Origin of the sequence: Paenibacillus sp. FSL R7-0273 (assembly GCF_000758625.1) — a bacterium.
In the GTDB taxonomy this organism is placed as follows: Bacteria; Bacillota; Bacilli; order Paenibacillales; family Paenibacillaceae; genus Paenibacillus_AQ.
In genome coordinates, this window is sequence record NZ_CP009283.1 from 767565 (window position 1) to 780693 (window position 13129).

The window sequence follows — 13129 nt, forward strand, 5'->3', positions numbered from 1 at the left end:
GCATTGTCTGAAGGGAATAAGGAGGATTTCTACCGCAGCATTCTTGCAGAGCTCAAACTTTCGGACACATGGTCTACCTGTGAGGTCTATTTACAGCTGATCTCGGATAAAAATGATCTTGCAGAGATACTAGCTTACGTACAAGCCAATCCGAGTGCGATAGAAGAGTACGCGGCGCGGCTATCGGGAGTGTATCAAACGGAAGTGGAGCAAATATACAGCCAGTATATTTATGAAACTGCCGCTGCAGGAGCAATATTTCAATAAGCCGGCGTTTTTGGACGAGCTGTCTAAGCTTTAATGAAGGGGGCGGTAACCCGCCCTCTTGTTCTTAATTCTCTGTCATTAATCCCCAGCGGAAGCCAAACCTGTCCACCACGGAAGCCATAGAGGAGCTGTATGTCGTTGTGCGCAAAGGCTGGATGATGCTCCCGCCTTCCTTGAGAGCCTCATAGGCTTCTTTTACCAGATCATCTGTTTCAAAGGTAATAGTCAAGACAAGATTGGGGTTGCCTGAGGCCTCCGGCCCAATTTCATCCGCGAGCATAATACGCTGAGTGCCGATGTAAGCCTCTGCGTGATAAACGTAGCTTTGCTGCGTTGCCGTTATGCTGAAATCCCAGTCGTGCGGATCTGCGTCAGCATAATGCAGGAGGGATTTGATCTGCAGGCCGAAGGCTTTTTGATATAGGTTAATGGCCTCTTCACATTGTCCGTAAAAATGCAGGGTAGGCGTAACAAGCATGAATATGCAGCTCCTTTTTTAGTTCAATAGGAAGGGTTCCCCGTTCAGATACTTATTGCAGAAGTGTTCAATTACATAAGGGATGGTTCTGGACAGCTCTTCATGCTCCACTGGATTAGCGGAGAGAAATGCAAAGTTTCTGAGAATAGCCCAGATAAAATAGCTCTCCAGTAAGTGCTCATACTCCGGCGGCAGCCCGTTGTGGCGGGCATAGGCAGAAAGGAAGGTACGGCGGTTAACGGGCGATAAGTGCAGGAAGGTTTCCGCAACATCAAACAGGTAGAAGCCATATCCGCAGCCGGAAAAATCAATCGGTCTCGGCTCACCGTCACAGAACACGTAGTTGCTCTCATGCAGATCGGAGTGAATGATGCCATAGTTATCCCTTGTTAATGGCTGCTGTTCGATGACCTCCGCAATCCTGTTGGCCGCTGATTCCAGTGAGTTGAATTGCGCTGTGGAGAAAAGGCCAGACGGGAGCTGACTCTGTAATTGTGCAAGCGAGGACAGCAGATTCTCACGGTGATAGACTGGACGGACGAAGCCGGCTGGTGGTTCCCATTGCTTCGCGTGCTGATGCAGCGCCGACATGAGCTCTGCCAGCTGCGTTACTTCTTCCGGGCTCGGCTCCCGGTCAAGGAGGTCACCTTTTACCCAGCGGCAGCAGGTGACATTAAGGTGTTCCAATGTTCCGTAAGCGATAACGGTGACCAGCTCATGCTTCCGGTTTTTTACCGGTGTGGGGAGGGTTAGTCTGGTGTCGCGGGATAGGGCCTCCAGCCAGATGAGCTCTGATTCGATGCTGGCACTGGTTCTTCTTTCGCCCCCGGAGTAATGCAGCTTTAGCAGTATGTCCGGGTTCTCTGCAAGAGTACGGACCCGAAAAGTGACACTGTCGCTTTTGCCCAAGTAATCCAGTCCGCCGCCCGGAAAATCATATTGCTCCAGCGCGGCCTGCGCCATTAGAATGTAATCTTGCACTGTGTATTCTTGCTTTGTGTACAAATCACCACTCCGTTATTTGTTTTCAATATTCTACCATATTGTTAACTGGGAGTAGCTGTTACTATAATGAACAAAGTGAGGAGGTTCGCGCATGAGTACCTGGAGGAGGAGGGGCTTGGAGTTGTTGCGCATATGAGGCGGAACGGCGGAATCAAGAGCAACAATGCCTTTGATTCCGCTCGCATGAGGCGGAACGGAGGAATGAAGGGCAGAAATGCCTCTGATTCCGCCCGTATGAGGCGGAACGGCAGAATGAAGGGCAAACGTGCCTTTGATTCCGCTCGTATGATGCGGAACGGCAAAATCAAAGGGAAAAATGCCTCTGATTCCGCTCGCATGAGGCAGAACGGCAGAATGAAAGGCAAAAGTGCCTCTGATTCCGCCCGTATGAGGCGAAATGGCGGAATCAAAGGCAAAAATGCCTCTGATTCCGGCCTGCATGAGGCGAAATGGCAAAATCAAAGGCAAAAGTGCCTCTGATTCCGCCCATATGAGGCGGAACGGGAGAATCAACAGCAAAATGTCTCTGATTCCGCCAGCATGAGGCGGAATGGCAAAATCAAGGGCAAAAATGCCTCTGATTCCGCCCGTATAAGGCGAAATGGCAAAATCAAAGGCAAAAATGCCTCTGATTCCGCCAGCATGAGGCGGAACGGCAAAATCAAAGGCAAAAATGCCTCTGATTCCGCCTGCATGAGGCGAAATGGCAAAATCAAAGGCAAAAGTGCCTCTGATTCCGCCCATATGAGGCGGAACGGCAGTTTGCACACACGTTCCTCGCTAAAACGCGCCAGCTCTGCTGCTAGCCCGTCTACCACTCCGCGACTCCGCCCGTGCTCACTCCGCCGGAACGTGCTTTTTCCACTTCCGGATCTTTGCCCGGAAGGTTTTGAACGGAGCTGCCGAGTTAATGTGAATCCAGCGGGCCATCGGCCAGTTGTCCTTGCTGCCTGTCCAGGCGCGAATTTCCTGAGTAAACAGCTCTTCCTCCGTCAAGCCGCCTACCCAGATCAGCCATTCCTGCTCCACCTGACGAAGCATTCCCCGCAAATCAGTAAGCGTATAGCTCTCATACTCTTTATAAAAGGACTGGTACAATCCGCCCAGCTGGTTCCATTTATAATCTGTAGACGGCATCGGCACACTCTGTCCCGCAAGCTCTGCCTTGTCCCAGCCCATTACGAGATGCAGCCAGCCCAGCTGGTAGGCGATGATTTCTCCCGGTGTTTTATCTACTTCAGATATCCGAGTGTTCCTGTAACGGTCGCTGATCCCTGTAAATTCAGCATCAAACAATATGTAGTTAGTATGGATCGTGTCCAGCAGCTCCTGCTTGGAGCCATATTCATAGCTTGCCATATTATCCATATCCCTCCCTGTATCTTTAACTCCGTTATACCATATAGCAGTGACACCAGTATGTCCGGTTTAGCTCCATTAACACCATTAATAGATATAACTGTACCTTTTGCCCCCAGTCGGCTTGCCCCACGCAACTCCGTCCCACGCAACCCGTCCCACGCGAACTCTGTCCCCCCGCCACCCCCGTCACTCTGCATTCCCGTGAACTCCGTCCCCCCGCCACACCCGCCACACCCCTGCACCCCGCCACCCCAACAATCAGCGCCCAAAGCCCCGCTTGTTTATGTTCAGTTAATCCGGCTGGGGTATGGTATAGGTATTATTTCTTGCGGGGGAGAGGCTTATGGGCATTAAGAACCGGTTGTTGAATGCTACTGTTAACTCTATTAAGTTCAAGCTGGTGCTGGCGATTGTGATTGTGCAGGTGCTGAGCACGAATATCGGACAGGCTGTGAATTATCTGCTGGACCGAAGCGGAGAGGTCATTGAGATCGTCGGAGGGGACTCCAGATATATCGAAGGAAACGTCGGCTTCCTGGTCTCATCGGGACTCAGTATTCTGATCTCTGTTTTCATTATTGTGTTTGTATACGATAGGCTGGTCTTGAATCGGCTGAAAAAGGTACTGGGGTACACCGAGCAGTTGGGGGAAGGCGTTCTGTCGGGGGAGCTTAAGTTTGGCGGCAATGATGAGATCAGCAGACTCGGCCATTCACTCGATAAAAGCGCTGCCCATATCAAATCCCTGGTCTCCGGAATTGCAGATATTTCAGGCAACATCAATTCGGCCAGCTATGAGCTAATGGAGTCGGCCCGGAATTCTTCGGCCGGCATGAACACCATACATACTACTTCATCGACTCTCGCGGACGATGCTGCAAGTCTGCTGCACTCCACCCGGGAAGCGAATAGCTCCTTCGAGCAGCTCCATGAGCAAAACCGTTTGCTGCTGGTAAGTGCCGGCTCGGCTTTAAGCTCAGCGGATGAAATGGAAAACCGTGCTTTACAAATGAGCCGGCAGGTCAGTGCGTCTCTAGAGCAGGCCGACCGGACCTACAGGGAAAAGCAGGACAATATTCTTCAAGCCATCGCAGCCGGCGCAATTGTTGAAGAGATCAGTGTCATCTCCCACAGCGTCAAGGCAATCTCGTCACAGACCCATCTGCTGGCCCTGAATGCATCGATTGAGGCAGCCAGAGCGGGTGAGCAGGGCAGAGGGTTTGAGGTGGTTGCAGGAGAAGTGAAGAAGCTGGCAGATCAGTCCGCTCAGGCCATTTCGGGAATTGAGGAGCTTGTGGCGCAGGTAAGAGAGGTGTTCGATCATCTGTCGCGCAGCTCCCAGGATGTGCTGGAGTACATTGACCATAATGTAAAAGCGGATTATGAGCTTCTGCTGCAGACCGGCCGCCAATACCAGTCGGACGCGGCGCTGATCCACCGGATTTCGACGGAAGTGAACGGAGCTGCCGGCCTAATGAATACTTCTATTAAGGAGATCAGTAAGGTGATAGATACGGTTGTAGATACCTCCGGGAACGCCTCTGCGTATACGGCCGAGATTAATGCCAGCCTAGCCGATATTAGCGCGGTGATGAATGAAGCGGCAGTATCGATGGAGCAGCAGTCTGAGCTTGCGTCACAGTTAATTGAGTCCGTAAAAAGATTCACTTTTTAAATAGAACATCATCTTCATCTAACGTTCAGCTTCATTATGTATACTCCGGTTATCATATTGCCTTAAGAGGAGGCTCTCCATGGCCAGGGGTATTCATAAATCACTATATATCATGCTTAGCTTGTTCATCGGGCTGTTCATTGCGTCCTCGTTTTTTATCAGGGCAAAGTACAGTTATTTCGTGTATGGCGATACACCGGTGCTTGAGAAACAGCAGCTTGGCCTGTTCATTCTGGTCATCGTTCTGATGCTGGCAATAAGCGCCGCGCTCTATACAATAAGCCTGAAGCTCAACAGGTTCAGCAGACGCATTGTTATTCCCGCCGTTCTGGCGGTGTCTTTTGCCCTTCATGTAGCTATTATCTTCCTGTTTCCCCGTCTGCCGACGGATGATTCCGAGACGGTGCTTAATCTGGCGCTCGATATGCTCTACCGCAGCGATTATTCGTCCTTTGAGACGGGCGGGTATCTGCATATGTTCCCGTTTAACTTTTCGACGGTACTATACTTAAAGACGCTGCTGTACCTTTTTCCGGATAATTACCTGACGATTAAAATATTTAATATTCTGTTCACGCTCTTAACGACGTTAATGATTTACCTGCTGTATAAAGAGCTTAACGAAAAGTCCCGGGAGCATGATTACGGGGTTCTGGTGTTTGCGGCAGCCTATCTGCCGGCCCTGTTCATGAGCAATTTTATTTACAATGATGTGATTGCTACAGCTTTTCTGACGGGCACTCTATATTTTGCTGTGAGATTTATGAAAAGAAAATCCTTAAAGGACATTCTGTTTGCAGCAGTCCTGCTGGCCATCGGGAACTATTTCCGGAGCGTCGGCGTTATTGTCCTGATTGCGGTACTGATTAGCCTGCTGCTGGGCATTCGTAAGCTGGGTGTGCGGAAGACGCTGGCGGCGCTGTTCATTACGGGTGCGCTGTTTAATGTACCAGGCTGGACGCAAAATGCGGCGCTGCAGGCAACAGGTGTAGTGGATGAATCCGTCAATACCAATTCCGCACCGGTCTACATGTGGCTGAATATGGGCATCAATCTGGAGACGTTCGGCTTCTGGGACAACCGGGAGAGCTATACGATTTACCAGCAGGATGCTGATTACAATAAGGCGGCAAGTACTGAGCTGTTTAAAGAGGAAATTAATAATAAGCTGGCGGACGCAAGCACAGGTGATCTGGTGAAAATGTATTATAAAAAGCTGATCTGGACCTGGACGGAAGGAACCTACCAGATGGAGCGCTACGGAATTGGCAATGACAGCTCCTCCGGCGACAGAGGGAGAATGGTTGGCATGGTCATGGACCGCTATAGCTATACAAACGCTGCTACTGATCTTTTTAAAGGAGATTCCGGCTACCGGAGCGGATTGCTGTGGATGATGTATGTGCTGAATCTGCTGATGTACGGCGGCATTATGGTCCGGCTGATCGGCAGTATCAGGGCTGGACGCTACGGTGAAACTCCGCTGGTGCTGGTTCTGCTCGGGTTTATCGGATTTTATCTGCTGTGGGAGATTAAGGCGCGTTATATTTTCCCGGTGTATCCGCTGCTGATCGTGTTCTCATACATGGGCTTTAAGGATGTGTATGACTACTTTGCCGGAAGGAGGAGATGAAGAATGCGGACCAGACGTTATGCCGCTCTAATCATAGCTGTACTCGGCTGCTCTATGGTGCTGACTTCGTGCGATGCTATTTCGTCCCAGACAATCTCCAGTAACGGCAGCGGCTCAGGCTCGCGGATGAACGGGGGACCGGGTTTTGGCGGCGACCGCGGCACAGATGGCGGGTTCCCCGGGATGAACGGCGGGATGAGACGCAGCGGCGGGCAGGGCATGGATAGAGGTGGCGGACAAGGCGGACAGAATTAAGCAATCCGCACAGAACTACCGGATTTCCCCCGCAATACACAAATTGAACATGCAGGTTCAATTTGTACATCAACCCTGCGCAAGGATCGTGCTATCATTGGTAATGTACAAAAAGAGTAGCTGTACAAAAAGAACAATGAGGCAGGGGATCAGTATTGGCTTGGATGCGGGGAAAATTCACGCGGAGTGTAGCTTACCGACTATTTGTTTCGTATGCTGTGATTCTATGTATACCGGTCATACTCAGTTTAATCATATACGGCCAGACCCGGGAGATCGTCAAGCGCGAGATCGTACTGGCCAGCGGCGCGATGCTGCAGCAGGTCAGATACATTGTAGACGGCGAGCTGCTGCAGACGGAGAGCCTGGCGGCCCAGCTGGCCATCCATCCGGATGTGCGCAAATTAATCTCATCCAAAACGGAAAGCGCTTACGGTGTGTATGAGATGAAGCAGGAGCTGAACAAGCTGCTGTCGGCGAATGATTTTATACAGGGCATTTATCTGTACTCCAAGCCGCTGCAGACGGTGCTCTCAAGCGAAACCTATGTGAAGGAGCAGGACTTCTATGAAATGAAGCTGCAGACGGATACGTTCAGCTATAACAGCTGGCAGGAGCTGATTAACGGAGAGCAGACGCGCGGCTATGTGATGCTGCCTGTGGAGAATCAGGGGAATATCGTCTACACTCCGGCTTATGTCCGTTCGCTGACGAAGCAGGGGAGCTCTGAGACCGCAGGGACGCTGATTATTGCGCTCAACGCCGAGAAAATTATGACTATGCTGGGCAATATCGACTGGGTGGACCGCGGCCAGGTGTTCATTATGGATACGAATAATCAGGTCCTGATCCAGAATGCGAGCGGGAATACAGTTGCTCCTCCGCTGTACCGGGAGTGGAATGACCGCGGGACAGGGACGTTTACGGGCTCCTTTCAGGAAGTGGAATCGATGATTACCATTGAATCCTCAGACACAACAGGCTGGAAGTATATCAGTGTGTTTCCGACAAAAGTATTCTGGGAGCGCGTCGGCACCATCCGTAACTTGAACCTGCTCGGGCTGCTGCTGTGCTTTGTGATCGGGGGCGTGGTAATCACTTATTTTGCCCGGAAAAATTATGACCCGATCAGGCAGCTGGTAAGCGTATTTGCCCGAAATACGATGCCGCGCAGCGGAGCGTATCTGGATGAGTACACCTTTATCCGCAGCAGTGTGCTGGAGACGATCCGCGAGCGCGATGATATGAACAATAAGCAGGCTCAGCAGCTGCGGGTGCTGAAGGATTATTATCTGGTAAAGCTGCTGAAGGGGCAGACGGACCGCAATGTTCCGCTGACGGAGCTGGCAAAGGCCTACCATTTGTCCTGGACGGGGGACACCTTTGCCGTAATGTTGTTTTATATTGAGAGCAGTGAGGACGGAGTGACCGATCTGGCCTTATCTCAGTTCATTGTCTCGAATATCGTTCAGGATACGGCGGGTGAAGGAGTGATGCTCCATTTTACAGATGTGGACGGAATGCTTGCTGCTGTGGTAAATGTTCATCCGGAGTTCACGGAGCAATGGAAGGAGCAGCTAGAGCAGGATCTGGCGCAGGCCGGCAGCTTCATTCTTGAACGGTACAAGCTCCGGTTCACTGCAGTAGGCAGCAATCTGCTGAGCGGGATGGACGGGATTCATCAGGCCTTTGTGCAGGCGCTGGAGGCGCAGGAGCACCGGATTATGCTTGGGGAGCGGGCGCTGATCTGGTACGGGGATATTAAGCCCGGCGAGAGCAGCTATTTCTTCACGGTGAACGACCAGATGATCCTGATCAACTTCCTGAAGGCGGAGGAATTCGGCAAGGCGCAGCAGATGATCAGCAACATGATCGGGCAGGCGTTCCAGTGTGAGGCTTCCCATGAGATGGCCAAGTGTGTGCTGCTGGATCTGGCGACGACCATGATCAAAACCATTCCCGACTCGGAGCAGGCCGGTATCGCCTGGGAGGAATGGCGTCCGCTCAAGCGGCTCTTATCTTGCACCACCAAGGCGGAGTTTGAGCAGGAGCTGATGGATATTTTCGGGCGGGTATGCGGGCTGCTCAAGAGTAAGCAGAATAGTCAGGCCGGCACCGGCATCAGCGAGAAGATTATTGATTTTGTGCAAAAGAATTATAATGACAAGAACCTCAGCGTCGCCCTGATTGGGGATGAATTCCGGCTGACCCCGCAGTACGTATCCCGCTTGTTCCGGGAGCAGACAGGGGAGATGGGGCTGCATGATTATATCAACCATACCCGGGTGGAAGCGGCTAAGTCACTGCTCATAGAGGGAGTAAGCATTGACGAGACGGCGGCCCGCGTCGGCTTCGCCAGCAGCCATGCGCTGATCCGTGTGTTCAAGAAATACGAAGGCATCACCCCCGGCAAGTACAGAACGATTCAGGAGCAGGCGTAAACTCTTTTATATAGAAGAAAGATGGTCTCCGGGGTAGCCCGGGGCCATCTTTTTTTACCTTCATACAAGCCGAATTCGCCAAATCATCCATCATATTCAAAATATCAACCGCCAAATCGCGGGTTTCGTACATCATTCTGCTTAATGAACATTGCTGCACAGACGGCGGACGGGGTACAGTCGGGATGTAAACGGATTCATGTTGGACAGGATGAATTTCTATTAAGGAAGTGATCGCATAATGGCAGCTCAGCCGCAAATCAGTGGGGCAGCCCGCAGGCAGCTTAAGAAGAAAGATCAGACGCCGCTGTGGAAGCATGTTAAGCAGGAGTGGAAGCTTTATTCGTTCCTGGTCATTCCCGTACTTTATTTTCTGATCTTTAAGTACGCTCCGATGCTGGGGAATATTATTGCCTTCCGCAAGTACAGGGGCGGGCCGAATATTTTTGGAACGGAATGGGTCGGCTTTACTTATTTTGAAATGTTCATGAAGGACCCGACCTTCTGGCGGGCGTTCTTCAACGATCTGACGCTGAGCGTGAGTTATCTGGTGGTGAAATTCCCGCTCACCCTGCTGTTCGCGCTTTTGCTCAACGAAATCCGCAGGCTCAAATGGAAAAAATTCGTCCAGACCGTATCCTATCTGCCCCATTTTATCTCGATGGTTATTGTCGCGGGGATGATTAAAGAAATTCTCTCCTTAACCGGTCCGGTTAACAGCCTGCTCGCCACACTCGGACTTGAGAAAATCGCCTTCATCTCGCTGCCGGAATGGTTCACACCGATCTATGTTACGTCCGGGGTATGGCAGGGGCTGGGCTGGGGAACGATTCTCTATCTTGCTGCAATGACCAGCATTGATCCGGCACTGTATGAGGCGGCCAAAATGGACGGGGCCAACCGGATGCGTCTTGCCAGGCACGTTACCATTCCCGGCATTCTGCCGACGGTCATGGTACTCCTGATTCTGGACATCGGCAGCATTTTAAGCTCTAATTTTGAAAAAATCCTGCTACTCTACAATCCGCTTACCTATGAATCGGCAGATGTCGTCTCCACCTATGTGTACCGGATGGGGATCACCGGCGGTAATTTCAGCTATGCGACTGCAGTCGGCCTGTTCGAAGGCATTATCGGGCTGATTCTGGTCACAACGGCCAACGCTGTGTCCAAGCGGACTACGAAATCAAGCTTATGGTAGAAAGGAGCAGAGAACATGAAGAGCAGCAGAACCTTCAGCCTGTTTAACATCATTAACAGTATTTTTATGATTCTGATTGTGCTGTTTACCCTGTATCCGTTCGTCTATCTCGTGGCCCAGTCCTTCAGCTCGGAGGCGGCGATTTATGCGGGTTCGGTCTCGATTCTTCCGGTGGAATTTACGACGAAGACGTATCAGGTCATTCTTAGCAAGCCGGACTTTTTCTTATATTACTGGAACACGATTGTGTATTCCTTAGTGGGCACCTTTATTGCTGTGGCTGCAACCGCAGTCATGTCCTATCCGCTCTCCAAGGAGAAGCTGCGGCTGAATAAGTTTTTTATTCCCTTCGTGCTGTTTACGATGTATTTCGGCGGCGGACTGATTCCTAACTATATTCTGGTAGCCAAAACACTAGGGCTGCGGGATACCATCTGGGCCATTGTTATTCCGGGAGCGATCAGCGCATTCAATGTCATTCTGATGAAGACGTTCTTCGCCGGTCTGCCGGGTGAGCTGGAGGAGGCGGGGCGTGTTGACGGCCTGGGGGTATTCGGGATTTTTACACGAATTATTCTTCCTCTGTCGAAGCCGATTCTCGTCACCATTATGCTGTTCGTGATGGTCGGGATGTGGAACAACTGGTTCGGTCCTTCCCTGTATCTGCAGTCGAAAGAGAAATGGCCTGTTGCCTTGTATCTGAAACAGATCATCGATAATGCGATCAGTCCGACGGAAATCGGAGCTACTTCTGATCAGACGAGCCAGATTGCCGCAAGTGTAAAATCTACAGCTATGGTGCTAACGTCACTGCCGATTATCTGTATCTATCCTTTTGTCCAAAAATATTTCGTACAGGGCATGATGATCGGGGCTGTAAAAGGATAACGGTATAACCGGATGTGCATACTGCACTCCGTTATATACAAGCTTGAACCATAAAGGGGAGGCACAATATGAAATTCACGAAATCAGTTGGCATGGGATTAATGGCAATGCTGCTTGTGTTTACAACGGCCTGTTCATCCGGTAACAACGGAGCAGCGAACAGCGATAAGCCGGAAGCAACAAAGGCGGCGAATGCAGGATCTTCAAATGCGGAAGCGGGTGCGGCGGAGGATTACGCTTTTGGCGAGGACCAGACGTTCCGCTCCAATGAGCCTGTCAGCTACTCCATGATGTACAGCGACCATGAGAACTATCCGTATAAAGCGGACTGGAGACTGTGGAGCGCCATTCAGGAGAAAACCAATGTAACCTTCGATTTGTCCATTACAGCCAGAACCGAATACGAGAATCAGAAATCCCTGCTGGTCAACAGCGGCGATGCTCCGTATATCATTCCCAAGACTTATGATGAATCCGCTTTCGTAGCGTCCGGCCAGATCGTTCCGGTTAGTGACTGGGTCCAGTACATGCCGAACTACTCCAAGGCAGTTAAGGACTGGGGGATGGAAGAGGACCTGAAGATGAAGCTGCGTGACGACGGCAAGTACTATCTGCTTCCGGGCATGTGGGAGATTGCGGGCGGCGGGTACTCCTACATTATCCGTAAGGATGTTTTTGAGGCGGCCGGAGTAGATGTAGAAGGTGAGCAGGGCAACTGGACGTATGAGGAATTTGCTGCAGCTCTGAAAAAGGTAAAAGAATTCACCGGCTCTCCATACGTTATCTCTGACCAGTTCAAGGGTGAGTCTGCCCTGAATATCGCTGCTGTGCAGTATGGCGTGACCGCCGGCTGGGGGATTTCCAACGGGCTGACGTTTGACCAGGATAAACAGCAGTTCGCTTTTGCCGATAACTCCGATGACTTCAAGAGCTTTGTGGGCTATTTCAATAAGCTCGTTACTGACGGCATCTTGGACCCGGAAACGTTCACCCAGGAGGACGACGCGGCACAGGCGAAGTTCTTCAAGGGCGACACCTACGCGATCAGCGGCGTGTACCAGGTACTGGCTGACTTCAAGAGCAAGATGCAGGACCCGAACGCCGAATTGTATATGATTACCCAGCCGGGCGGCCCAAAAGGCAAGCTGCAGATTGAGAACTCGCGGCTGGAGAATGGCGTTATGATCAGCCAGAATGCGCTGGATGACCTGGGTGAAGAAGGCTTTATCAAAATGCTCCGCTTCATCGACTGGTTCTGGTACTCTAATGAAGGCCAAATGCTGAGCCTCTGGGGTGTGGAGGACGAGACGTATACGCTTGATGCAGATGGCAATGTTGTGCTGAACCCGGATATTTACTACAACGGTATGAACGAAGGGGCTCCTAAGCAGCTTAACGTCGATTATGGCTTCGCCGGCGGGATGTTCGCTTACGGCGGCTCGGAGAAGCTCCGCTTGTCCAAAATGACCGAAGGCGAGCGCGACTTCATGACCCGGATCCAGGAGACGCGTGAGGCACGCAAGCTGATTCCGCCGATCATGGCGACTGCCGAGGAAAGCGAGCAGATGAAGCTCATCTCCACTCCGCTTATGGATTACGTCAAAACGATGACCCTGAAATTCGTCACCGGCCAGGAGAGCCTGGACAACTACGATAGCTACAAAGCCCAGGTAGAGGCTAACGGCAGCACGCGTTACACGGAGCTGGCGAACGAGATTTTTGCGAAGACTAAGAGTTTGTTGGGGTATTAGGTTGTTGAGATACTAGAGTTGTAGAGTACAGAGTTGTTAGTATACAAATGGTTCTGAAAAGCCAGGCGCTGCTTCCCTTTTGGGGAGGTGGCGCTTGTTTTTTGGTGGGGGGTGTGGGGAGTTGGAGGAGAGGATAGGAGTAAAGGAATGGGGTGTAAAGGAATGGTTAAAGG

The 13129-nt window shown here is 51.3% G+C and carries 12 protein-coding genes; 8 read left to right on the forward strand and 4 right to left on the reverse strand.

Going from position 1 to position 13129, the window contains the following annotated elements:
* Window positions 1–3 precede the first annotated feature (3 nt).
* Window positions 4–267, forward strand: a complete 264-nt coding sequence (locus R70723_RS03330; protein WP_179088122.1) for a hypothetical protein — start codon at window positions 4–6, stop codon at window positions 265–267.
* Between the two features lie 64 nt (window positions 268–331).
* Here the strand turns inward: R70723_RS03330 and R70723_RS03335 are convergent, their stop codons facing one another.
* The 4 genes from R70723_RS03335 to R70723_RS03350 all read right to left on the reverse strand — a co-directional run bounded on the left by R70723_RS03335 (window position 332) and on the right by R70723_RS03350 (window position 3109).
* A complete protein-coding gene (locus R70723_RS03335) occupies window positions 332–745 on the reverse strand; it encodes a VOC family protein (RefSeq protein WP_039869785.1) in 414 nt (137 codons plus the stop codon).
* Window positions 746–763: 18 nt separating this feature from the next.
* A complete protein-coding gene (locus R70723_RS03340; protein WP_231574818.1) occupies window positions 764–1750 on the reverse strand; it encodes a phosphotransferase enzyme family protein in 987 nt (328 codons plus the stop codon).
* Between the two features lie 30 nt (window positions 1751–1780).
* Window positions 1781–2518 carry a hypothetical protein gene (locus tag R70723_RS03345; protein WP_156123776.1) on the reverse strand — a complete coding sequence of 246 codons (738 nt, stop codon included), beginning with the start codon at window positions 2516–2518 and terminating at the stop codon, window positions 1781–1783.
* A gap of 69 nt (window positions 2519–2587) precedes the next feature.
* The gene (locus R70723_RS03350; protein WP_039869789.1) at window positions 2588–3109 is read right to left on the reverse strand and encodes a ClbS/DfsB family four-helix bundle protein; all 522 of its coding nucleotides are present in this window, start codon (window positions 3107–3109) and stop codon (window positions 2588–2590) included.
* Window positions 3110–3455: 346 nt separating this feature from the next.
* On the opposite strand from R70723_RS03350, the gene R70723_RS03355 reads away from it, so the two are divergent.
* From R70723_RS03355 to R70723_RS03385, 7 genes are all read left to right on the forward strand, one after another.
* Window positions 3456–4787 (forward strand): methyl-accepting chemotaxis protein, encoded by a 1332-nt coding sequence (locus R70723_RS03355; protein ID WP_039869792.1) that lies wholly within the window; start codon window positions 3456–3458, stop codon window positions 4785–4787.
* A gap of 79 nt (window positions 4788–4866) precedes the next feature.
* Window positions 4867–6420 carry a glycosyltransferase family 39 protein gene (locus R70723_RS03360; protein ID WP_039869795.1) on the forward strand — a complete coding sequence of 518 codons (1554 nt, stop codon included), beginning with the start codon at window positions 4867–4869 and terminating at the stop codon, window positions 6418–6420.
* 3 nt (window positions 6421–6423) lie between these two features.
* A complete protein-coding gene (locus R70723_RS03365; protein ID WP_039869798.1) occupies window positions 6424–6675 on the forward strand; it encodes a hypothetical protein in 252 nt (83 codons plus the stop codon).
* Between the two features lie 164 nt (window positions 6676–6839).
* Window positions 6840–9116 carry an AraC family transcriptional regulator gene (locus R70723_RS03370; RefSeq protein ID WP_039878207.1) on the forward strand — a complete coding sequence of 759 codons (2277 nt, stop codon included), beginning with the start codon at window positions 6840–6842 and terminating at the stop codon, window positions 9114–9116.
* A gap of 241 nt (window positions 9117–9357) precedes the next feature.
* Window positions 9358–10317: an ABC transporter permease gene (locus tag R70723_RS03375; RefSeq protein ID WP_039869801.1), complete on the forward strand. Its 960-nt coding sequence runs from the start codon at window positions 9358–9360 to the stop codon at window positions 10315–10317.
* 15 nt (window positions 10318–10332) lie between these two features.
* Window positions 10333–11205: a carbohydrate ABC transporter permease gene (locus R70723_RS03380; protein ID WP_039869804.1), complete on the forward strand. Its 873-nt coding sequence runs from the start codon at window positions 10333–10335 to the stop codon at window positions 11203–11205.
* A 68-nt stretch (window positions 11206–11273) separates the two neighbouring features.
* On the forward strand, window positions 11274–12956 hold the full coding sequence (locus R70723_RS03385; protein WP_039869806.1) for an ABC transporter substrate-binding protein: 1683 nt from the start codon (window positions 11274–11276) through the stop codon (window positions 12954–12956).
* Window positions 12957–13129: the final 173 nt, after the last annotated feature.

Bases quoted from the DNA above. Each gene is read 5' to 3' on its own strand.
- R70723_RS03375 (WP_039869801.1), top strand. From the start codon at position 9,358: ATGGCAGCTCAGCCGCAAATCAGTGGGGCAGCCCGCAGGCAGCTTAAG.
- R70723_RS03370 (WP_039878207.1), top strand. From the start codon at position 6,840: ATGCGGGGAAAATTCACGCGGAGTGTAGCTTACCGACTATTTGTTTCG.
- R70723_RS03380 (WP_039869804.1), top strand. From the start codon at position 10,333: ATGAAGAGCAGCAGAACCTTCAGCCTGTTTAACATCATTAACAGTATT.
- R70723_RS03335 (WP_039869785.1), bottom strand. From the start codon at position 745: ATGCTTGTTACGCCTACCCTGCATTTTTACGGACAATGTGAAGAGGCC.
- R70723_RS03355 (WP_039869792.1), top strand. From the start codon at position 3,456: ATGGGCATTAAGAACCGGTTGTTGAATGCTACTGTTAACTCTATTAAG.
- R70723_RS03360 (WP_039869795.1), top strand. From the start codon at position 4,867: ATGGCCAGGGGTATTCATAAATCACTATATATCATGCTTAGCTTGTTC.
- R70723_RS03350 (WP_039869789.1), bottom strand. From the start codon at position 3,109: ATGGCAAGCTATGAATATGGCTCCAAGCAGGAGCTGCTGGACACGATC.
- R70723_RS03385 (WP_039869806.1), top strand. From the start codon at position 11,274: ATGAAATTCACGAAATCAGTTGGCATGGGATTAATGGCAATGCTGCTT.
- R70723_RS03365 (WP_039869798.1), top strand. From the start codon at position 6,424: ATGCGGACCAGACGTTATGCCGCTCTAATCATAGCTGTACTCGGCTGC.